Annotated in this window: 16 protein-coding genes; 8 read left to right on the top strand and 8 right to left on the bottom strand. The window is 72.6% G+C overall.

Annotated features, from left to right (window positions below; genetic code table 11):
• Window positions 1-10: 10 nt before the first annotated feature.
• Window positions 11-1,093, top strand: a complete 1,083-nt coding sequence (locus KUM38_RS03510; protein WP_254396578.1) for an EamA family transporter — start codon at window positions 11-13, stop codon at window positions 1,091-1,093.
• On the opposite strand, the gene pepN (KUM38_RS03515) is transcribed toward KUM38_RS03510, so the two are convergent.
• Window positions 1,090-3,666, bottom strand: a complete 2,577-nt coding sequence (pepN, locus tag KUM38_RS03515) for an aminopeptidase N (protein ID WP_217127763.1) — start codon at window positions 3,664-3,666, stop codon at window positions 1,090-1,092. The two genes, KUM38_RS03510 and pepN (KUM38_RS03515), sit on opposite strands and share 4 nt — an antisense overlap.
• A gap of 174 nt (window positions 3,667-3,840) precedes the next feature.
• Here pepN (KUM38_RS03515) and KUM38_RS03520 point away from each other — a divergent pair, with 174 nt between their 5' ends.
• A complete protein-coding gene (locus KUM38_RS03520; RefSeq protein WP_217127764.1) occupies window positions 3,841-4,317 on the top strand; it encodes a DUF1203 domain-containing protein in 477 nt (158 codons plus the stop codon).
• 16 nt (window positions 4,318-4,333) lie between these two features.
• Here the strand turns inward: KUM38_RS03520 and KUM38_RS03525 are convergent, their stop codons facing one another.
• On the bottom strand, window positions 4,334-5,665 hold the full coding sequence (locus KUM38_RS03525; RefSeq protein ID WP_254396579.1) for a TerD family protein: 1,332 nt from the start codon (window positions 5,663-5,665) through the stop codon (window positions 4,334-4,336).
• A gap of 124 nt (window positions 5,666-5,789) precedes the next feature.
• Window positions 5,790-6,809: an aspartate-semialdehyde dehydrogenase gene (locus tag KUM38_RS03530; protein ID WP_217127765.1), complete on the bottom strand. Its 1,020-nt coding sequence runs from the start codon at window positions 6,807-6,809 to the stop codon at window positions 5,790-5,792.
• A 334-nt stretch (window positions 6,810-7,143) separates the two neighbouring features.
• On the opposite strand from KUM38_RS03530, the gene KUM38_RS03535 reads away from it, so the two are divergent.
• Window positions 7,144-7,686, top strand: a complete 543-nt coding sequence (locus KUM38_RS03535; RefSeq protein ID WP_217127766.1) for an RNA polymerase sigma factor — start codon at window positions 7,144-7,146, stop codon at window positions 7,684-7,686.
• A 1-nt stretch (window position 7,687) separates the two neighbouring features.
• On the top strand, window positions 7,688-8,557 hold the full coding sequence (locus KUM38_RS03540; protein ID WP_217127767.1) for a hypothetical protein: 870 nt from the start codon (window positions 7,688-7,690) through the stop codon (window positions 8,555-8,557).
• A 60-nt stretch (window positions 8,558-8,617) separates the two neighbouring features.
• Here KUM38_RS03540 and KUM38_RS03545 read toward each other — a convergent pair whose 3' ends face one another.
• The gene (locus tag KUM38_RS03545; RefSeq protein ID WP_217127768.1) at window positions 8,618-11,926 is read right to left on the bottom strand and encodes a S8 family serine peptidase; all 3,309 of its coding nucleotides are present in this window, start codon (window positions 11,924-11,926) and stop codon (window positions 8,618-8,620) included.
• Window positions 11,927-12,169: 243 nt separating this feature from the next.
• Between KUM38_RS03545 and KUM38_RS03550 the strand changes: the two genes are divergently transcribed.
• Both KUM38_RS03550 and KUM38_RS03555 read left to right on the top strand, forming a co-directional pair.
• Window positions 12,170-12,658, top strand: coding sequence for an NUDIX hydrolase (locus tag KUM38_RS03550; RefSeq protein WP_217127769.1), 489 nt, complete (start codon window positions 12,170-12,172; stop codon window positions 12,656-12,658).
• 200 nt (window positions 12,659-12,858) lie between these two features.
• Entirely contained in the window at window positions 12,859-14,619 is a 1,761-nt protein-coding gene (locus KUM38_RS03555) for a TIGR03767 family metallophosphoesterase (RefSeq protein ID WP_217127770.1), read from the top strand.
• A gap of 72 nt (window positions 14,620-14,691) precedes the next feature.
• On the opposite strand, the gene KUM38_RS03560 is transcribed toward KUM38_RS03555, so the two are convergent.
• Both KUM38_RS03560 and pepN (KUM38_RS03565) read right to left on the bottom strand, forming a co-directional pair.
• Window positions 14,692-15,744, bottom strand: coding sequence for a hypothetical protein (locus KUM38_RS03560; protein ID WP_217127771.1), 1,053 nt, complete (start codon window positions 15,742-15,744; stop codon window positions 14,692-14,694).
• A gap of 191 nt (window positions 15,745-15,935) precedes the next feature.
• A complete protein-coding gene (gene pepN, locus KUM38_RS03565; RefSeq protein WP_217127772.1) occupies window positions 15,936-18,521 on the bottom strand; it encodes an aminopeptidase N in 2,586 nt (861 codons plus the stop codon).
• Window positions 18,522-18,669: 148 nt separating this feature from the next.
• Between pepN (KUM38_RS03565) and KUM38_RS03570 the strand changes: the two genes are divergently transcribed.
• On the top strand, window positions 18,670-19,317 hold the full coding sequence (locus KUM38_RS03570) for a DsbA family protein (RefSeq protein WP_217127773.1): 648 nt from the start codon (window positions 18,670-18,672) through the stop codon (window positions 19,315-19,317).
• A gap of 3 nt (window positions 19,318-19,320) precedes the next feature.
• Here KUM38_RS03570 and KUM38_RS03575 read toward each other — a convergent pair whose 3' ends face one another.
• Both KUM38_RS03575 and KUM38_RS03580 read right to left on the bottom strand, forming a co-directional pair.
• Window positions 19,321-19,563, bottom strand: a complete 243-nt coding sequence (locus tag KUM38_RS03575) for a hypothetical protein (protein ID WP_217127774.1) — start codon at window positions 19,561-19,563, stop codon at window positions 19,321-19,323.
• Between the two features lie 229 nt (window positions 19,564-19,792).
• The gene (locus tag KUM38_RS03580; protein ID WP_217127775.1) at window positions 19,793-21,172 is read right to left on the bottom strand and encodes an amino acid permease; all 1,380 of its coding nucleotides are present in this window, start codon (window positions 21,170-21,172) and stop codon (window positions 19,793-19,795) included.
• A 384-nt stretch (window positions 21,173-21,556) separates the two neighbouring features.
• On the opposite strand from KUM38_RS03580, the gene KUM38_RS03585 reads away from it, so the two are divergent.
• A complete protein-coding gene (locus KUM38_RS03585) occupies window positions 21,557-22,141 on the top strand; it encodes a biotin transporter BioY (protein WP_217127776.1) in 585 nt (194 codons plus the stop codon).
• Window positions 22,142-22,209: the final 68 nt, after the last annotated feature.

A 22,209-nucleotide genomic window follows, 5' to 3' on the forward strand; every position in this document is an offset into this window, starting at 1 on the left:
GTGCGCCGTCATGGCCGCGAACCGCGCCACCCTCATCGCGCTCACCGCCCTCGCCCCCGTCTCCTGGGGCACCACCTACGCCGTGACCACGGAGTTCCTCCCGCCCGACCGCCCCCTGTTCACCGGTCTGGTGCGCGCCCTGCCCGCCGGACTGGTCCTGCTCGCACTCGTCCGGGTGCTGCCGCGCGGGGCCTGGTGGTGGAAGGCGACGGTGCTCGGCGCGCTCAACATCGGTGCCTTCTTCCCACTGCTGTTCCTCTCCGCGTACCGGCTGCCCGGTGGCATGGCGGCGGTGGTCGGCTCGGTGGGCCCCCTGCTCGTGGTCGGCCTCTCGGCGCTGCTGCTGGGGCAGCGGCCGACGGTCCGCAATGTGATCACCGGGGCCGTGGCCGCGTTCGGCGTCAGCCTGGTGGTCCTGAGGGCGGTCGGCGCGCTGGACGTGCCGGGTGTCGTCGCGGCCCTCGCCTCCACCGCCTCGATGTCCACCGGCACCGTCCTCACCAAGCGCTGGGGCCGCCCGGAGGGCGTCGGCCCGCTCGCCCTGACGGGCTGGCAGCTGACGGCCGGAGGCCTGCTGATCGCGCCCGTCGCCTTCCTGGCCGAGGGCGCGCCCCCCGCCCTGGACGCCCCGGCGGTCGGCGGCTACCTCTACCTCGCCCTGGCGAACACGGCGATCGCGTACTGGCTCTGGTTCCGGGGTATCGGCCGCCTCACCGCCACCCAGGTCACCTTCCTCGGCCCGCTCAGCCCCCTCACGGCGGCGCTGGTCGGCTGGGCGGCCCTCGGCGAGACGCTGACCCCGCTGCAACTGGCGGGCATGGCACTGGCGTTCGGGGCGACGGTGGCGGGACAGACCGGCCCGCTCACCCGGACGGCCCGCGCCGCGGAGCCATCGGAGGGACCCGGCGGAACGGTCACGGCCCCCCGCCCGGCCCGGACGATTTCGTCCGGACCGTCGTCGGGTTCCCGGCCGGGGACGACCGGTAGCGGCCGAGTCGCAGACGGAGCGGGTGGCCGCCGCCCGGCGGAACGCCGACGGGGAACAGGGGCGCCCGGAACGAAGCCGGGCGCCCCTGACGCGCGTACCGGCTAGGACGCCGCCGCGTCCGCCGCCTGGGCGCGCAGGGCGCGCTCCACGCCCGCGCGGGACTCCGAGACCAGGCGGCGCAGGGCCGCGCCCGGCTCGGCGGAGGCCAGCCAGGCGTCCGTCTTGTCGAGGGTCTCGCCGGAGACCTGGACCGTCGGGTAGAGGCCGACCGCGATCTGCTGGGCGATCTCGTGCGAACGGGACGCCCAGACGTCCGCCAGCACCTCGAAGTACCGGTCCGTGTACGGCGCCAGCAGCTCGCGCTGGTCGGTCTGGACGAAGCCGGCGATGACCGCCTCCTGGACGGCGTTCGGCAGCTTGTCGGACTCGACGACCGACTCCCACGCCTCCGCCTTGGCCTCCGGGGTCGGGCGGGCCGCGCGGGCGGTCGCGGCGTGCCGCTCACCGGCCGCCGTCCTGTCCCGCTCGTACTCGCCCGCGATCTCCGCCTCGTCGAACCGGCCCACCGCCGCCAGCCGCTGCACGAACGACCAGCGCAGCTCCGTGTCCACGGCCAGACCCTCGACGGTCTGCGTACCGGCCAGCAGGCCCTCCAGCAGGTCCAGCTGCTCCGGCGTACGGGCCGTCGCCGCGAACGCCCGCGCCCACGCGAGCTGGTGGTCACCGGCCGGCTCGGCGGACCGCAGGTGGGTCAGCGTGGCGTCGGTCCAGCGGGCCAGCAGGGTCTCGCGGGCGTTCGGGTCGGCGTACAGGTCGATCGCCAGCTTCACCTGGCGGTGCAGCGACTGCACCACACCGATGTCGGACTCCTTGCCGATGCCCGACAGGACCAGGGACAGGTAGTCGCGGGCGGCGAGTTCCGCGTCCCGGGTCATGTCCCAGGCGGAGGCCCAGCACAGCGCGCGGGGCAGGGACTCCGCGAAGTCGCCGAGGTGCTCGGTGACGACGGCGAGCGACTGCTCGTCCAGGCGGACCTTGGCGTAGGAGAGGTCGTCGTCGTTCAGCAGGACGACCGCCGGGCGGCGCTTGCCGACCAGCTGCGGTACGGCCGTCAGCTCGCCGTCGACGTCCAGTTCGACGCGCTCGCCGCGCACCAGCTTGCCGTCCGCGTCGAGGTCGTAGGCGCCGACCGCGATGCGGTGCGGGCGCAGCGTCGGCTCGCCCTTCGCGCCGGCCGGGAGCGCGGGGGCCTCCTGGCGGATGGCGAAGGAGGTGACCACACCGTCGGCGTCCGTCTCGATCTCCGGGCGCAGCACGTTGATGCCGGCCGTCTCCAGCCACTGCCTCGACCACGTCTTCAGATCGCGGCCGGAGGTCTCCTCCAGCGCGCCCAGCAGGTCCGACAGGCGCGTGTTGCCGTACGCGTGGCGCTTGAAGTACGCCTGCACGCCCCGGAAGAACGCGTCCTCACCGACGTACGCGACGAGCTGCTTCAGCACGGACGCGCCCTTGGCGTACGTGATGCCGTCGAAGTTGACGAGCACGTCGTCCAGGTCGCGGATGTCCGCCATGATCGGGTGCGTGGACGGCAGCTGGTCCTGGCGGTAGGCCCAGGTCTTCATGGAGTTCGCGAAGGTCGTCCACGAGTGCGGCCACTTCGAGCCCGGCGCCGCCGCCTGGCAGGCGATGGACGTGTAGGTGGCGAACGACTCGTTCAGCCACAGGTCGTTCCACCACTCCATGGTGACCAGGTCGCCGAACCACATGTGGGCCAGCTCGTGCAGGATGGTCTCCGCACGCACCTCGTACGCCGCGTCCGTCACCTTCGACCGGAAGACGTACTGGTCGCGGATGGTCACCGCGCCCGCGTTCTCCATCGCGCCCGCGTTGAACTCCGGCACGAACAGCTGGTCGTACTTCTCGAACGGGTACGCGTAGTCGAACTTCTCCTGGAACCAGTCGAAGCCCTGCCGGGTGACCTCGAAGATCGCGTCGGAGTCGAGGTACTCGGCGAGCGACGGACGGCAGTAGATGCCGAGCGGGACGGACTGGCCGTCCTTCTCGTAGACGCTGTGGACGGAGTGGTACGGGCCGACGATCAGCGCCGTGATGTACGACGAGATGCGCGGGGTCGGCTCGAACGTCCAGACGTTCTCCCGCGGTTCGGGCGTGGGCGAGTTGGAGATGACGGTCCAGCCCTCGGGTGCCTTCACGGTGAACTGGAAGGTCGCCTTCAGGTCCGGCTGCTCGAAGCTCGCGAAGACGCGTCGGGCGTCGGGCACCTCGAACTGGGTGTAGAGGTACGCCTGGTCGTCGACCGGGTCGACGAACCGGTGCAGACCCTCACCGGTGTTGGTGTACGCGCAGTCGGCGCTCACCCGGAGGACGTTGCGGCCCTTCAGCAGGCCGGGCAGGGCGATGCGGGAGTCCGCGAAGACCTCGGCGGGGTCGAGGGAGTCCCCGTTGAGGGTCACCTCGTGCACGGTGGGAGCCACCAGGTCGATGAAGGACTCCGCGCCGTCGCCGTCCTCGGCGACGTCGAAGCGCACCGTGGTCACGGACCGGTAGGTGCCGCCCTCCTGCGCGCCGGAGAGGTCGAGATCGATCTCGTACGAGTCAACGGTCAGCAGCTTCGCCCGCTGCCGCGCCTCTTCGCGAGTCAGGTTTGTGCCAGGCACGCGGTCATCTCCTCGATATGTGTGGGTTGCGCCATCCTTCCACGCGACATCGCGATGAGGCGATGACCGAGCCGGACCATGGGGATTCCCCTGTGTCGTCCGGCGGGCGAGGGTGGGGTTCGACGTCCGGAATCCGCCAGCGGGGCGGGGCGCGGGGGAGCGAGCCTGGGGGACATGACGCACCGCACCGCACGTCCCGTACCGCCACCGGTCCTGCGAGAACTGCTGGCCGCCGACGACGCCGGCCGCCCGGCGGTCCCCCGCACCGACGACGAGGGCGGCGCCCCGCTCCGCTGCTGCCTGCGCCGCAGCCGCCCGGGAGAGCGCGTGGCCCTCGTCTCCTACGCGCCGCTGCGCCGCTGGGCGGCGGAGACGGGCGCGGACCCCGGCGCCTACGACGAACAGGGCCCCGTGTTCATCCACGCCGAGGAGTGCGCGGGCCCGGAGGGCGCGGAGCTTCCCTTCACGAACGCCCACCGCACGCTCCGCCGCTACTCCGCCGACGGCCGCATCCTGGGCGGCCGCCTGGTCGGGGCACCGGAGGACTTCGGACCCGCCCTCACCGAGGCCTTCACCGACCCCGAGGTGGCACTGGTGCACGTACGGGCCGTCGAGTACGGCTGCTTCCTGTACGAGGTGCGCCGGGACTGAGCTCCCCGGGCCCGTCTCAGCCGCCCACCCCGGCCCGCCAGGGGCCGTCGGCCTCGATGCGCAGGAGGCCGGGCGCCCGGACGGGGGCCAGCACGTCGAGCCGGCCGACCTCGTTGACGAGGAGGTCCTCGTCGTCGCCCTGCCACTCGGGGTCGGGCGAGGTGAAGTGGTGCCAGACGACGAAGTTGCTCTCGCCCTGGTGCACGAAGGACAGCACGCCCGCGGGACCCTCGTACACCAGCAGGTCCGGCCCCCTGCCGTTGAGGCTGTGCACCAGACGCCGGGCGTGGGCGAGCGGCAGCACCCGCAGCGTCCAGGGCGTGTCGGCGCGCACCAGCAGGGACAGCGGGCGGTCCTCGGGGACGGTGGCGAACGTACGGGCGTGCACCTCGTCCTCGTACGCCGACAGCAGGTCCCGGTCGGCGCGGCCGTACGCGTCGCAGGCGTCGATGTGCACCGAGATGCTGTCCCTGCACTCGATCTCGACGACCACGCGGGCGCCGGGCGGCAGGTTCGGCGGGCAGGTGACGCGCTGCTTGCCCGAGGCCTGGTGCGTGAACGGCGGGAAGGAGAGCGTCAGCTCCGACGCCAGGCGGCCGGCGGGCGCGGCCGGGGAGGACGGGGCGGCCGGAGCCGCGTGAGGGGGCGCCGCCGCCGGAGGGGCATAAGGGGCCGGAGGAGCGTAAGGGGCCGCAGGGGCGTAAGGGTCTGGAGGGCCGTAAGGGGCCGGAGCGAAGCCGGAAGGCGGGGGAGGCGGCGGAGGAGAGGCCGGGGCGGCGGGGAGGGGCGCGGGAGCGGCCGCGGGGACCGGCTGCGGGTCCTCGGCGACCGAGATGCCGAAGTCCGTCGCGAGCCCGGCGAGGCCCGAGGCGTACCCCTGCCCCACCGCGCGGAACTTCCAGCCGCCGTTCCTGCGGTAGAACTCGCCGAAGACGAAGGCGGTCTCCGTCGAGGCGTCCCCGATCGCGAAGGACGCGACCGGCTGCCCGTCCGGCAGGGCGACCCGGACGTCCAGCAGCGGCACCTGCCCGAACGTTCCCGCGTCGGCGGACGCGGCCACCGCGACCCGGTCCACTCCGGGCTCGACGGCCGCCAGGTCCAGCCACAGCCAGTCGGCGCTCGTGCCGTCGGCCCCCTGGCCCTTGCCCAGGTGGCGCACGGTGCCCGACGGATGGGCCGGCTGGTTGTAGAAGACGAGGTCGGCGTCCGAGCGGACCCGGCCCGTCGCGTCGAGCAGCAGGGCCGAGACGTCCACGTCCGGTACGGCGGGGCCCTGCTGCCAGGTCACCGCCACCTGGAGGGCGGCCGCGGGCACGGGCAGGTTGCCGCCCTTCGTCATCTGCGTCATGGCGTGATCTTCACACGATCGACACGAGTGGCGGGGCGGATTGCCGCACTCCGCGACGAGGGGCGTCATACGAGGACGGGGCGGTCACCCGGTACCGGGTGACCGCCCCTGGGAAGGCGGTGTCCTACGCGGCGGACAGCTCCGCCACCACCAGCTCCGCGATCTGCACGGCGTTCAGCGCCGCGCCCTTGCGGAGGTTGTCGTTGGAGACGAACAGCGCGAGGCCGTGGTCCACCGTCTCGTCGGGGCGGATCCGGCCGACGTACGACGGGTCCTGGCCGGCGGCCTGGAGCGGGGTGGGGATGTCGGTGAGGACGACACCGGGGGCGTCCGCCAGCAGCTCGGTCGCGCGCTCGACGCTGATCGGGCGGGCGAAGCGGGCGTTGATCTGGAGCGAGTGGCCGGAGAAGACCGGGACGCGCACACAGGTGCCGGAGACCTTGAGCCCGGGGATCTCCAGGATCTTGCGGGACTCGTTGCGCAGCTTCTGCTCCTCGTCGGTCTCGCCCAGACCGTCGTCGACGAGGTTGCCGGCCAGCGGCAGCACGTTGAAGGCGATGGGGCGCTTGTAGACGCCGGGCTCGGGGAAGTCGACCGCCGCGCCGTCGTGGGTCAGCTTGTCGGCCTCGTCGATCACCTTCTGCGCCTGGCCGTGCAGCTCCGCGACGCCCGCGAGGCCCGAGCCGGACACCGCCTGGTACGTGGCGACGACCAGCGCCTCGAGGCCCGCCTCCGCGTGCAGCGGACGCAGCACCGGCATCGCGGCCATCGTGGTGCAGTTCGGGTTGGCGATGATGCCCTTGGGACGGTTCGCGACGGCGTGCGGGTTCACCTCGGAGACGACGAGGGGGACCTCGGGGTCCTTGCGCCAGGCGGAGGAGTTGTCGATCACGACCGCGCCCTGCGCGGCGACCTTCTCGGCCAGCGCCTTCGAGGTCGCGCCCCCCGCGGAGAACAGCACGATGTCCAGGCCGCTGTAGTCGGCGGCCGACGCGTCCTCCACCGTCACGCCGTCCAGCTCCGTGCCCGCCGAACGGGCCGAGGCGAACAGGCGCAGCTCCGTGACCGGGAAGTTCCGCTCCTTGAGGATCCTGCGCATGACCGTGCCCACCTGACCGGTGGCTCCGACGATTCCGACCCTCACGGCGACTCCCTACTGTGTCCTGGTTTGTTCCTGAATGCCTGGCCGAGGCTCTTCCATGATGCGGCCGACCACGGCCCGCCTGTCCAATTCTTTGCGGGTGCTGCCCACCACGTGGGACACACCGGTCGCGGCCACCGGTTGCGGACCTTCGGCCGTCACCCCTCTGAACTGCATAAATTCAGCTTTCGGGGGTCGTGGACCGCAAGGTCCCCTGCCCGGTCCGCCCCCGTCCACACGGCGGTGTGACGTACGCCTCGACCGGGTTCGGAGAACCCCGTCGAACGTTCCGGGCGGGACCGGCGTCGTAGGGGAAACAGCGTGAGGGGGGTGGCCGGTGCTGCGCGGAAGGACCCGGCGCGGCCGGGGGTCGTCGTACGTCGCCACGGACGACGACCCGCTGGACGCGGCGCAGGAACGCCGGGTGCGGGCGGTGCTCGCACTGGGCGGGGTACCGCAGGCGGACCTGCCGGACGGGGTGCAGCAGGTCCGCCTGCGGCTGCTGGAGCGCGCCGCGAGCGGGCGGGAGGCGCCGCGGGACGTCTCGGCGTGGGCGGCGGTCGTCGCCTCCAACCTCGCCATGGACTGGCACCGCGCCAAGCGGCGCCAGGAGCGGCTGGGCGAGCGCCTCACCGCACTCCGTCCGGCGGAGGCGGTTCCGTCCGGCGAGGAGACCAGCCTGCTCTCCCTCGCCGTCGCCCGCGGCCTGGACGAGCTGCCCGACGCGCAGCGCCAGGTGGTGGTGCTGCGCTTCTACGCCGACCTGCCGGTACGGTCCATCGCCGAGCAGCTCGGTGTCCCGGAGGGCACGGTCAAGAGCAGGCTGCACACGGCGGTACGCGCCCTGCGCGCCCGCCTGCACGAGGACGAGGTGGTGTGACATGCCCGCCCACGACGAGACCCGGGACCCGTCCGGCGAAGGGCCCGAGTACGACGGCGCGGACGCCCTGATGGCCGCCCTCCTCGACGAGCCGCTGCCGGAGGGGGCCCGGCGGGATCCGGCGTTCCTGGCCGCGCGGGACGCGGCCGTCGCCGACCTCGTGGTCCTGCGCGAGCAGCTGACGGTGATCGGGGACGCCCTCGCCGGTACGGAGGACGGTGCGCCGGCGGGGCGAGACGAGGCCGCTCGGCCCGGGAAGCGGCCGGAACCCGGCTCCGGGCCGGGGGGACGCGGCGCGGGGACGCACGCCCCGGGCGGCGCGGCGCCCGACCTCGCGGAGACCGGGCCCGCCCCGCTGAGGGGTCCGTCCTCCCGTCGTCGTCTCCGTCACCGGACGGTGAAGGTCGCCCTCGGCGGGCTCGTCGCCGCGGCCGCCGCCGGTCTCGTCCTCGGCATGGGGTGGCTCGTGGCGCAGGGCGGGGGAGTGGCGGACTCGGCGGGGGACAGTGCCGCCGCCCAGGCGGACTCCAAGGAGGAGGGCGGGGCCGCCTTCGGCAGCCCTCGGTACCTCGCGTGCGCCCGCCTCGTCGCCGAGGGTCCGGTGACGGCGGTGGAGCAGGTGCCGGGGGCCGCCGGCACGGAGCGGGTCACGCTGAGGGCGAGCCGCTACTACAAGGGCGAGGGCGAGGTCACCTTCCTCCGGGACCCCGCCGGCGACCCCCCGCTGCACGAGGGCGACCACGTGATGGTCGGCATGCCCCCCGCCGGCGTCCACCCGGACACGGTGATCGTCGGGGAGGCGGACATCGCCCCCGAGCGGGCCCGGATCACCGCCGCGCTCCCCGAGTCACGCACCCTGACCTGCGGCTGAACACGGCGAAGGGGCGGGCGCCCGTATCGGACGCCCGCCCCCGGATCCCCCGTCAGCCGCTTACGGGGCGACCTTCTCGATCGCCACGTTGCCGACGCCCGCGACCGTGCCGCGCGCGTTGACCAGCTGGACGCGCCCGAAGAACGCGCGTCCCTCGGGGGCCGCCGCGGCGACGGTGACGTCGCCGGAGACGGTGGCCGAGTCGCCCGTGCCGAGCTTCACCGGCGCGGAGCCGTCGACGCCGACGGACCCGAGCGAGGCGGAGAAGAACACGTCCCGGTAGTCGTAGTCCGTGGAACCGGCCGGGACGGAGTAGCCCACGACCTCCACGGTGTACGTGCCCGCCGCCGGCTCGACGACGGAGACCGACTCCTCCGAGTCGCCGTCGGCGGACTGGCCGACCTGGTTGCCGTCCTGGTCGTAGACCGTCAGGTCCAGGTCGGCGGAGGCGTCCGAGACGTTGCCGATGGCCACGTCGAGCGACGCGGCGCCCTCGGGCACCTCGACCGTGGTCGTGCGGGTCTCACCGGTCGCGATGGCCGGCCGCTCCGTCTTCGACGAGCCGAGCGGGCCGCCCACCAGCGTGCCGTCCAGCGCGGCGAACTCGTTCGTCACCGTCCACGAGACGGCGGCCGGCGTGCCGACCTTCGCCTCGGGCACGGTCACGGTCTCCGGGGCGAAGGCCGCACCGAGCACGGCGACGTCCAGCTTGTAGGGGTTGTCGAGCAGCGGCGAGGTGCGGCGCGACTCGACCTCGATCTCCCACACGCCCGGCTGCGGGTCCTCGTACGCACGCAAGTCGGGGCGGCAGCCGTTGCCGTCGTTGTAGTTGTGGTAGCAGTCCGGTGTCGACGTGCTGTCGGCCGGGACGCCGTACGGGTGGATGGCGACGAACCGGGTCTGGCTGCCGTCCTTCAGCCCGCTCATCGCGACCTCCAGCGTCTTCGCGCCCTCGGGCACGGTGACGAAGTAGGAGGTGCTGCTGTTGCGCTGGGCCGTGCCGGACGCGGAGAAGGTGTGCTCCAGCGGCGCGGAGACGACCACGGTGCTGAGGACCTGCTGGTCGACGCCCTCGGTGCGCGGGTCGTCGACCTCCAGGATCGCGCTCTTGATGCCGGCCGAGCCGGGCGCCGCCTGGACCTTCACGGTCACCGGCTCGTTCAGCGGCAGCCAGACGTCGTCGTCGCCGAGGACGCGGAAGGTGCGGCCCGCGTTGTTCTCGATGTCCAGCTCGTGCCGGACCGCGCGGTCGGGGCCGGACGTACGGGTGATCGTGATGTCGTACGTCTTCTTCTGGCCGGCCTTCAGACCGCCCTCGCGGTCGTAGAGACCGGTGCCGTAGCCGGGGGTCTTCAGGAACTGGTCGATCGCGGTGTCGACCGGCGCCTTCACCGTGTACGTGTGCGCGGTGGCGCCGTCGCGGATGGCGTCCCAGGCGTCCTCGATGTCGATGAGGCCCGCGCCCTCCTCGTAGGCCTGCACACCGCTGATGTGCTCGGCGGTGGAGGTGAGGGCGGTGCGCAGCTCCGCGGGGGTGAGGTCGATCCGCTTCTGCTTCGCGGCGGACAGCAGCAGCGCGGAGGCGCCGGCGGCCTGCGGGGAGGCCATCGAGGTGCCCTGGAGCATGCCGTAGCCGGCCGGGAGGTCGTAGCCGGCCTCGGCGACCGGGGCGCCCGGCAGCCAGGTCTGGATGGTGTTGATCGCCGCGCCGGGTGCGACCAGCGTCGGCGTGAAGCCGCCGTCCTCACGCGGACCGCGCGAGGAGAACGGCATCATGGCGTACTTCTTCTCCACCACGGAGCCGTAGTTGGCGGCCCAGGTCTCCTTGGAGGCGGACGCGCCGACCGAGATGACCTTGTCGGCGAGCGACGGGTCGCCGATGGTGTTGGCGCCGGGGCCGGAGTTGCCCGCGGAGATCACCAGCTGGACGCCGTAGGTGTCGATCAGGCGGGTGTACAGCTCGGCGCGGGCGTTGTTGCCGTCGTTCAGCGCCGGCAGACCGCCGATGGACATGTTGACGATGTCGACGCCGCGCTCGGTGACGAGGTCGATCATGCCCTCGGTGAGCGCGACGTTGGTGCAGCCGCCGGTCCAGGTGCAGGCGCGGGAGGAGACGATCTTCGCGCCGGGGGCGGCGCCGTCCATCCGCCCGCCGAACAGGCCGTTGGCGGCGGTGATGCCGGCGACGTGCGAGCCGTGCGAGCCCTCGATGACACCGATGTTGACGAAGTCGGCCGTCTTGCCGGTCCAGTCGCCGCCGTAGGGGTCCATCGGGACGTCCTCGCGGATCTCCACGACGAACGGCTGGCGCTCGGCGACGTCGGTCTTCGGGTCGTCGGTGCCGAAGTACCCGATCTGGAAGCCGTCCTTGTACGGCTTCATCGGGGTGTCGTCGCCGAAGTCCTGGTTGCCGTTCAGGTCGACGCGGACCGTGCCGGCCGCCGCGTCGTAGAGGACGCCCCAGGAGTCGGTGGTGTCGCCGTCGCGGTTGGCGTCACCGGCCGCGTCACCGCCGGTGGTGTACGACTCCAGGAAGGTGCTGACCTGGTACGAACCGGCCGGGGCCTGCCAGGTCCTGCCGCCGTGGGTGAAGGTCGGTCCGGAGACGGAGGTGACCATCGGGCGCCAGGTCCGGTCGTTGTCGACGATCGGGTCGGTCGCCGTCACCCAGTCGACGATCTTGCGCTCGCCGGTGGTGGTCCGCTGCAGCGCCGGGTGGCCGAGGTCCACACCGGAGTCGAGGATGCCGATGGTGACGCCCCGGCCGTCCGCCTTCGGGTGGTCCTCGACGAACTCGACGGCACCGGTCTCGAAGGACGGGTTGTACGGGTTCTCGGCGGGCGTCCGCTTCCCCGGCGCCGGGTACGTGGCGGTGCCCTTGCCCCCGGCCTTCCTCGCGGTGTCCGCGCTCGGCGTCGGGTCGTCCAGCGGGATCTCCTCGCGCAGGTCGACGCCGTGCACGGAGGAGAGCTTGGTGGCGGCGGCGATCGCCGCGTCCGCCCGGCCGGTGGGGACGGTGGCGCGGACGTAGCCGAGCTCGTCGTGGGTCCGGCCGACGGAACCGCCCTTGACCGCGTCCAGCTGCCCGGCGACCTGCTCGGTCTTCCCGGGGGCGGTGGCGATCATCATCGTGACGTTCTTGACGCCGTCGGCCTTGGCCTCGGCGAGCAGGTCCGCGTCGTCCGCGCCGAGCTTGTCGTGCGCGGACTTGACGTCCGCGTCGGCGGGGGCGGCGGGAGGCGTGTCGGCGGCCATGGCCAGGGGGATCGGCCCGGCCGCGGAGAGCGCGGCGACGAGACCGGCGGCCACGGCGATGCGGGCCACGCGTCTCGCGCCCGGTATCGGTTCGCGCTGGGGGGAGTGGGTCATCGGCATCCCTTGTAAGTAAAGGAACGGTCGTGGAGCGACCGGAGTCGATCGACCCTGGTCGCAACGGTCCGGAATGCGATTCCGGACGATCGTTGAGCCTTACGCAAGGGGCGGGTGTTTGGCGAGGGTTGGCCGAGTCGAAATGGATGTATGGGGAAAACCCCCGGTGCCCTTATGGGGAGATGGGGTACTGAAGGTGACAAGTCGCCCACGCGGTACCGGCCGTCGGGTTAACGTCCCCGGATGCGACGGAATCTGAGGGTGGCGGCCTACGCCGTGGTGGTGCGCGACGGACAGTTCCTGCTCGCCCGGTCACCGGGCCCCGGCGGTGTCCCCGAGTGGGTGCTGCCGGGCGGGGGCATGGAGCACGGCGAGGACCCCTACGACACCGTGCGGCGGGAGGTCGAGGAGGAGACCGGCTACCGCATCGAGGTCACCGGACTGCTCGGCGTGAACTCCACCCGCCGCACCTTCCCCGCCCGCTTCGGCCGCTCCGTGGACCACCACGGCGTACGGCTGGTCTACGAGGGCCGCATCACCGGCGGCGAACTGCGCAACGAGATCGGCGGCTCCACCGACCTCGCCGCCTGGCAGCCCCTGGACGCCGTCCCGGACCTGGTCCGCGTCCGCATGGTCGACATCGGGCTGCGACTGTGGCGGGAACGTCCGGCGGCAGGACGGCTGGAGACCGCCGGAAGCCGGCCGCTGCCCCGGGAGATGAACGCGGACTGACCGCTCCCCGGCGGGTGCGGGAGCGGTCGTCGACACCTGCGGCGGTCCGAGATCGACGTACGGCGATCGGCGTCGCGCGTTGCCGTCTCGTTCACGCCCAGGCCATCCCCGGTGCCAAGCATCCAGTACGAGCGGGACGTTCGCCCGGCGAGTGCTCCGCGACCACTGCCGACGCGTTCGCACCCGGGGAGACAAGCGCCATGTCGCGCATACGCTCAGTCGCCGGCTCCACTGGACCCCACCGCCGTTCCCTCCTCGCCGCCACCGGAGCGGTGGCCCTCTCCGCCAGTGCCGGCTACGCCCTGTGGCCCGACGGCGGCACCGCCTCCGCGGCGGACTCCGGCTCCGCCGCGGAGGGGGCCGTGCTCGCCTCCTCCCGGCAGGCACCGGCCGCCCCGCTCGCCCCGTACACCCGCGGCACCACCGTCGCCGCCGTGGCGGACGCCCGCCGCGGCCCGGGATACCGGCGCCTCGCCGAAGGACCGGGCTGGCGCCGGGTGGTGCGCGACGACCTGGCCGACCCGCGCTCCGGGCGCGCCGGCCGCCGTACCCCGCTCGTGTCCTTCGTGCAGCTCACCGACCTGCACATCATCGACGCCCAGCATCCGCTGCGTCTGGAGTACCTGCGGGCGGCGGGCGTCAACGCCTGGCGGCCCCAGGAGGCGCTGACCGTCCAGGGCGCGGTCGCCCTCGTGGAACGGGTCAACGCGCTGCGGGGCGCCCCCGTCACCGGCTCACCGCTGCACTTCGCGATGACCACCGGCGACAACACGGACAACAACGCCCGCTCCGAACTGGAGTGGTTCCTGACGGTGCTCAGTGGAGGCCGTATCACCCCCAACACGGGGGACCCGCGCCACTACGAGGGCGTCCAGAACAGCGGCCTGAGGCAGTACTGGCACCCCGACTCCGCACTCCGCGACGCCGACAAGCAGCGCGGCTTCCCGCACCTCGACGGCTTCCTCGCGGCGGCCCTCCGCGAGGTCAACAGCCCCGGCCTCAACCTGCCCTGGTACTCCACCGTCGGCAACCACGACGCGATGCCGCTGGGCTGCTACGCCTCCCACGGCGACTCCTACCTCACCGACCTCGCGGTCGGCGGGCGCAAACTGATGGACGTCCCGGCGGACGAGGCGTACAGGCTCCGGCAGACCATCTCGAAGGCCACCGACCCCGAAGGCGTCCGCTACGGCGACTTCCTGAAGGCCCACGCCCGCTCGATGCGCTCCGTCACCCCCGACGAGAAGCGCGCGCCCTTCACCCCCGCCGAGTACCTGCGGGCCCACCTGGACCCGGCGTACCGCGGTCCCGGCCCGGTCGGTCACGGCTACTCCGCCGACAACCTCGACACGGGCACCCAGTACTACACCTTCCGCGTCGCCGACGACGTCCTCGGCATCAGCCTCGACACCACCGACCCGGGCGGCCACTACACCGGCTCCGTCGGCACGGCCCAGCTGCGCTGGCTGGAGCGGACACTGCGGGCGAACCCGGACGCGTACGCCATCGTCTTCAGCCACCACACCAGCACGAGCATGCACAACACCCGGCGCGACCCGGCCCGCCCCGGCGAACGGCGCCACACCGGTGAGGAGGTCGCCGCGCTGCTCGGCCGGCACCGCAACGTGGTCGCGTGGGTCAACGGCCACATCCACCGCAACGCGATCACCCCGCACACCGGGTCCGGCGGCACCTTCTGGGAGATCTCCACCGCCTCCCACGTCGAGTTCCCCCAACTGGCCCGCGTCATCGAGCTGGTGGACAACAAGGACGGCACGCTCTCGCTCTTCACCACCCTCGTCGAGTCCTCGGCCCCGCACCGCACGGACTTCACCGACCTCTCCCAGACCGGCCTGGCCGCCCTCTACCGCGAACTCTCCTTCAACGTCCCCGGCTCCCGCACGGACCTGGCCGGCGGCCCGGGGGACCGCAACACCGAGCTGGTGCTGAAGAAGCGCTGACCCGGCGCACGCACGAGGAGGGGCCGCCCGGCGGCCCCTCCCCTCCCCTCCTGGCGGTGCCGCTCCGGCCCCCTACCGGGGCAGCACCACGACGTACGCCGACGGGCCGCGGTCGGCCGAGGTCATCAGCGCCGTACGGACCACCGCCGCCTGCTGCTCCATCGCGTCCCGCAGTTTGCGCGGGGTGATGTGGACGACCGTGATGCCGAGGCGCTCCAGGTGTTCGCGCTTGCGGGCGTACTCCGACCACTCGGCCTCGTCGTCGTGCCGCCGGCCCGGGCGCGGCGCACGGGTGTCCAGCTCCACCGCCACCGCGTGCTCCGGCCAGTACGCGTCCAGACCGCCGAGGCGGGGTCCGCCCGGCAGCCGCAGGTCGACGTTCCAGCACGGGTCGGGCAGGCCGTGGTCGCGCACCATCCGGTACAGCCGGGACTCCGCCAGCGCCCGCCCCTCGGCCAGCAGCGAGTCCACCGCGTCCACCACGTGCGGCCGGGTCAGCAGCTTCGCGGCGGTCAGTTCGCGCACCACCGTCGCCGGGTCGCAGAAGCCGCCGCGCACCGCCTCCGTGAGCAGCCGGCGCACCGTGCCCGCGTCCTGAAGGCCCGCCACGGCGTCGGCCAGCGCGCGCGGGACCGGGGCCACCGGCAGGCCCGTGACCTGCTCCGGGACGGGCAGGTCGGCGGTGCGGACGATACGGGCACAGCCCGTCGAGCGCAGCCGGCGCAGCCGCGGGACCAGGACGTCGAAGACCTCCAGGGACGGCAGCGGGGGAGTGGAGGAGAAGCCGTGCAGGGTCAGCGCGGCCGGCCCGGTGATCATCACCTCCCCGTAGGCGGACGCGGGAGGGCCCTCCGTACCGGGCTGGACGGGGACGCCCGCGGTCCGCTCCCGTGCCGCGTACATCAGCACCGCGTGCAGCCGCTCCTCGCCGGTCGGCGGGCCGGGGTGGAGCAGGACGACGCCCGGGAGGAGCTGCTGCCAGGGTCCGTCGGGGCCGCACCGCCGGCCGGCCTCCGCGGCCGAGACGCCGTGGGCGCGCAGCTGCGCGTGGGTCAGCACCCGGCGCCCGGCGCCGGCGGAGAGGTGGTGCAGGGGGCGGGGGGAGAGCGGGGTGTTGTGGTTCATGCCCGGCAATTTCCCCGCCTTTGGCCCGTCTTCGAACCCCTGTTACACGTTCGTCGACAAATGAGGACAAGCCCGCACTAAAGGACGTGTGTTCGGATACCGAGAACCCCTGGTCCGCTCGGCTGCGGACCAGGGGTCACGGGCATCGTGTAACGATGGCGGAACGCCCGGCCGAGGGCCGGATCCGCCCCTCAGCGACCGGCGGCGGCCGCGTCGCAGGCCTGCCCGCGCAGCGCGCGGGCCAGGTCGTCGCGGGACTCCAGGACCAGGCGGCGCAGGGCCGGGGCCGCGTCCTCGTGGGACGTGAGCCACGCGTCCGTCGCGTCCAGCGTCGCCCGCGAGTCCTGGAAGGAGGGGAACAGGCCCCGCACCACGTCCATGCCGATCTGGATCGACCGCTCGGTCCACACCCGCTCGATCGCCGCGAAGTACTTCTCCGCGTACGGCGCGAGCAGCTCCCGCTGGGACGCCTGCGCGAAGCCCGAGATCGTCGCCTCCACCAGCGCGTTGGAGAGCGCGTCCGACTCCACGACCTGCGCCCAGCACTGCGCCTTGACCGCCGCCGACGGGCGGGCGGCCAGACAGCGCACGTGGTGCCGCTTGCCGGACGCGGTGTCGTCCCGGGCCAGCTCCTCGTCCAGCCGCTTCTCGTCCGCCACCCCGTGCGCGGCCAGCGGCTCCAGGAACGCCCAGCGCAGCTCCTGGTCCACCTCCAGGCCGTCGATCTCCACGGTGCCGTCCAGCAGGTCCTTCAACAGCAGCAGCAGGTCCTGCTCGGCGGAGGCCACGGTCGCGAAGAACCGTGCCCACGCCAGCTGGTGCTCACTGCCCGGCCCGGCCTCCCGCAGCTCCCGGAGCGCGTCCTCGGCCGCCAGCCGTTCACCGGTCTCCCGCCAGTCCGGCGCCGCGTAGTGCACCAGCGCCGACTCGGCCCAGGCGTGCAGCATCTGGAGCACGCCGATGTCGGACTCGCGTCCGGCGAACCGCACCACCAGGCCGATGAAGTCCCGCGCGGGCAGCAGCGCGTCCCGCGTCATGTTCCACAGCGCCGACCAGCACAGGGCGCGGGCGAGCGGGTCGGTCAGCGAGCCCAGGTGCTCGCGCAGCGTGGCCAGCGACGTCTCGTCGAAGCGGGTCTTGCAGTACGTCAGGTCGTCGTCGTTGACCAGCACCAGCTCCGGCGCGTCCGCGCCCGCCAGCTCCGCCACGACCGTACGCGCCCCCTCGACGTCCGTCTCGGCCTGCGCGTACCGCTCCAGGGTGCCGGAGTCCGTACGCCGGTACAGGCCCACCGCGACCCGGTGCGGGCGCAGTTCGGGGTGCGACTCGGCGGCCTCCTGCACGATCGCCAGCTCGTCGATCCGGCCGTCCTCGCGCAGCAGCACCTGCGGGGTGAGGGAGTTGACGCCGGCCGTCTGCAGCCACGCCCGCGACCAGGCGGCCATGTCGCGGCCGCTGGTCTCCTCCAGGACCGACAGCAGGTCACCGAGGCGGGTGTTGCCGTACGCGTGCCGCTTGAAGTAGCGCCGGGCGCCCTCCAGGAACGCGTCCTGACCGACGTACGCCACCAGCTGCTTGAGCACCGAGGCGCCCTTGGCGTACGTGATGCCGTCGAAGTTGAGCTTGGCGTCCTGCAGGTCGCGGATGTCGGCGGTGATCGGGTGGGTGGACGGCAGCTGGTCCGCGCGGTACGCCCACGCCTTGCGGCGGTTGGCGAAGGTGATCCAGCCGTCGGTGAAGCGGGTCGCGCCGACCAGCGAGAACGCGCCCATGAAGTCCGCGAAGGACTCCTTCAGCCACAGGTCGTCCCACCACTCCATGGTGACCAGGTCGCCGAACCACATGTGCGCCATCTCGTGCAGGATCACGTTGGCGCGGCCCTCGTACGACGCCCGCGTCACCTTGCCCCGGAAGATGAACTCCTCGCGGAAGGTCACCATCCCCGGGTTCTCCATCGCGCCCAGGTTGTACTCGGGCACGAACGCCTGGTCGTACTTGCCGAACGGGTACGGGTAGTCGAAGTGGTCGTGGAAGAAGTCCAGGCCCTGCTTGGTCACCAGGAACACGTCGTCGGCGTCGAAGTGCTGCGCGAGCCCCTTGCGGCACATCGCGCCGAGCGGGATCTCCAGGCGCGTACCGTCCTCGAGGACCCGCTCGTAGGAGTCGGTCACGTAGTGGTACGGACCGGCCACCACGCACGTGATGTACGTCGAGATCGGCTTGGTCTCCGCGAACCGCCACACCCCGTCGGTGAGTTCACCGGCCCCGTTGCTCCACACCGTCCAGCCCTCGGGCGCGCGCACCTCGAAGCGGTACGGCGCCTTGAGGTCGGGCTGCTCGAAGTTTGCGAAGACGCGACGGGAGTCGGCCGGCTCGTACTGGGTGTAGAGGTACACCTCGCCGTCCTCGGGGTCGACGAAGCGGTGCATGCCCTCGCCGGTGCGGGAGTAGGCGCACTGGGCGTCGACGACGAGTTCGTTCTCGGCGGCCAGGTCCTCCAGCGTGATCCGGGAGCCGTCGAAGACCTGGCCGGGGTCCAGGTCGCGTCCGTTGAGGGAGACGGCCGTCACGCCGGGTGCGATCAGGTCCGCGAAACTGCTCGCGCCCGGCTCGGCGCAGCGGAACCGGACGGTGGTGACGGAGCGGAAGGTGCGCGGCCCCCCGCCGTCGTGCTCGCCGACCGCCGAACGCAGGTCCAGGGACACCTCGTACCCGTCGACGGACAGCAGGGCTGCCCGCTCCCGGGCCTCGTCGCGGGTCAGATTCTCACCGGGCACGGGCGGCACTCCTCAGGCGTCGTCGACAGGGATGAACAGGACCGATCCTGCCATGCGCTCCTGACGAGGGGCAGCCGGGAATGGCCGGGAGGAGGCGCGGTGTTCCCCCGGGGAAACACTTCCCTCACCGACCTCACTGAGGAGCGACATGTCGGAGAAGTCTCCCGCCACGCCCGTCGACTTCTGGTTCGACCCGCTGTGCCCCTGGGCCTGGATGACCTCCCGCTGGGTGCTGGAGGTGGAGAAGGTGCGGGACATCGAGGTCCGCTGGCACCTGATGAGCCTCGCGGTCCTCAACGAGGACAAGCTCGACGAGCTCCCCGCGGAGTACCGGGAGATGCTCGAGGTCAAGGCCTGGGGCCCGGTCCGGGTGGTCATCGCGGCCCAGCAGGAGCACGGCGCCGAGGTGCTCGGCGACCTCTACACCGCGCTCGGCACCCGCATCCACAACCAGGGCGGGGGCCCGGAGAAGGAGACGGTCGCCGCCGCCCTGAAGGACGTCGGCCTGCCCGAGTCCCTCATGGAGCACTGGGACTCCACCCCGTACGAGCCCGAGCTGCGCGCCTCCCACAAGGAGGGCATCGAGAAGGTCGGCCAGGAGGTCGGCACCCCGGTCATCGCGGTCCCCGGACCCGACGGCGAGGAGATCGCCTTCTTCGGCCCGGTCGTCACCCCGGCGCCCAAGGGCGAGGAGGCCGCCCGCCTGTGGGACGGCACCCTCGCGGTGGCCTCCGTCCCCGGCTTCTACGAGATCAAGCGCTCCCGGACGAAGGGGCCGGACTTCAGCAACCTGTGACGGTCACTCGATCACGGGTGCCTTGATCGGAGTGGCGAAGGGTTTCTTGTTGAAGCCCGTGCGCAGGTTGCGGCACTGCTTCCCGGTGTCGGGGTCGAGCACGTTCACACAGAGCCAGAACTCGCCGACTCCGGACCGGCCGAGCCGTTCCTTGAGCCAGTCCTCCTCCTTCTCGTTCAGCTGACGGTGCTCCTGCTCCCCGTCGCAGGTCCAGCAGTAGTCCTTCATCGTCCTCTGTGTCGCCATTGCGCAACGATGACCCGAATCACCGCATACCGGAAGCCCCCGCGAGTCCTGTCCTCGCGGGGGCTTCCTTCTTTCAGCCTGCCGGGTGAACGGTGAGAAGACGGTCACGGGGCAGGACACATATTGCAAAGCACTTGCAACTGCACGCTAGCAGCGAAAAGGGCCGCCCGTGAGCCCCGGTACGCGAAACGGCCCCCGCGTGGGCACGCGAGGGCCGTCGGGGCGGGCATCAGCTCCGGGCGCGCGCCCGCTGCCAGGCGTATCCCCCGGCCGCCAGGAGCAGTGTCATCGCGCCCGTCGAGTACAGCTGCACCCGCGTGTCCGGCTCCCGGGCCATGAGGACGAAGACCGCCGCCATGCCGGCCAGCGCCACCCACGTCAGCCACGGGAACGCCCACATCCGCACCGTGAGCCGCTCCGGCGCCTCGCGCTCCAGCCGGCGGCGCAGCCGCAGCTGGGAGACGGCGATGAAGATCCAGACGACCAGGATCACCGCGCCGATGGTGTTCAGCAGCCAGGCGAAGACGTCGTCCGGCCGCCAGTAGCTCAGCAGCACGCACAGGAAGCCGAAGGCCGAGGAGGCCAGTACGGCGACCCGCGGCACCCCGCCCGACACCCGGCCGAGGGCCTTCGGCCCCTGACCCCGCTCCACCAGCGAGTAGCCGATGCGTGAGGCGCCGTAGATGTTGGCGTTCATCGCGGACAGCAGCGCGACCAGGATCACGACGTTCATCACCTGGTCGGCGCCCGGGATGCCGAGGCGGTCCAGGGCGGCGACGTACGGGCCGTCCTCGACCACCGCCGGGGAGTCCCACGGGACCAGGGTGACGACGACCGCCATCGAACCGATGTAGAACAGCGCGATCCGCCACATCGCCGTACGGACCGCGCCCGCCACGCCCTCGACCGGGTTCCGCGACTCGGCCGCCGCGATGGTCACCGTCTCCAGACCGCCGTACGCGAAGACGGAGGCGAGCAGTCCGATCACCAGGCCCTCGCCGCCGTGGGGGAGGAAGTCGGTGAGGTGGGAGGCGCCCGGGGAGTCCGTGCCCGGCAGCACACCGGCGATCGCCAGCACGCCGAGCACCAGGAACAGGGAGATCGCGCCGACCTTGAGGGCCGCGAACCAGAACTCGAACTCGCCGAAGTTCTTCACCGCCGCGAGGTTCGTCCCGCAGAACACCACCATGAACAGCGCCACCCACGCCCACGCGGGCGTGCCCGGCAGCCAGCCGGTGACGATCGTCGCGGCGCCGATGCCCTCCAGGCCGACCGCCGTGCACAGCAGCACCCAGAACGACCAACCGGCGGTGAACCCCGCCCAGGGCCCGATCGCCCGCTCGGCGTGCGCCGAGAAGGAGCCGGACGACGGATACGCGGCCGACATCTCGCCCAGCATCCGCATCACCAGCATCACCAGGAGGCCGGAGAGGGTGTAGGCGACGACGACGGACGGGCCGGCGGCGGCGATGGCCGTCCCGGAGCCGACGAACAGTCCGGCGCCGATCACCCCGCCGAGGGCGATCATCGACAGATGGCGTTGCTTCAGACCGTGCGAGAGGGAGACGCGGTCCGCCTCGGAAGGCGTCTCGACAGTGGTGCGGGGCATGGCGCGGCTCGTCCAATGCGGGAGACGGCAAAAACGCCGCCCAGTGTGGGCGGCCCGCCCGCGTGCACGGGGAGGCCGCCCAGCATATGGACACGTGTCATGCGGAGGGTGATGTTCCGGTTACTTCCTGGTGGCCGTCGCGCGGTGCGAGGCGTCACCCGGCACGTTTGGCGGGTCCCTACAGCCGCCCTTCCCGGACGGTGTGTCGGCGAAACCACGCCACCTCAGTGACCGGTGTCACCTCGCGCCCCTCGTCACCCCGCCCTTTGTCCGGAGCCCACCAAGTCCGCGTCGGCGCCTTTGTCGACCGCTGACGGTGATCGGCGCGCGGACGCCGGTATAGCGTCGCGGTGTCCCCAACTGCCCTCACCCCGCGGAGACCTCATGAGCACCGCTACCGTCACGTCCGCCCGATCCGGACAGGTTCTCGCCGACCTCATCCCGGCCTCCCGTGTCCGGGACGCCGCGCTCGTGCTCGGCGGCGCCGCGCTCACCGGCCTCGCCGCCCAGATCGCGGTGCCCGTCCCCGGCTCCCCGGTGCCGGTGACCGGCCAGACCTTCGCGGCGCTCCTCGTCGGCACCGCCCTCGGCGCCCGCCGCGGCTTCGCCTCCCTGGCGGTGTACGCGCTGGTGGGCGCGGCCGGCGTGCCGTGGTTCGCGGAGGGCAGGTCGGGGATGGGGATGCCGTCCTTCGGCTACGTCCTGGGCATGCTGCTGGCCTCCGTCGTCGTGGGCGCCCTGGCCCGCCGCGGCGCCGACCGCTCCGCCTGGCGCACGGCGGGCACGATGGTGCTCGGCTCGGCGGTCATCTACGCCGTCGGCGTGCCCTACCTGGCCCTCGCCACCGGCATGTCCGCCTCCGCCGCGATCGCGGCCGGCCTCACCCCGTTCCTCGTCGGCGACGCCCTGAAGGCGGCCCTGGCGATGGGCGTGCTGCCCACCGCCTGGAAGTTCGTCGACAAGCGGTAACCGCCGGAGTGCTGCGGCAAGAGGCTCGGCGGAGGCGCCGTACAGCGCCTCCGCCGAGCCTCTTGCCG

The organism is Streptomyces sp. AC558_RSS880, from assembly GCF_019049255.1.
Lineage (GTDB): Bacteria > Actinomycetota > Actinomycetes > Streptomycetales > Streptomycetaceae > Streptomyces.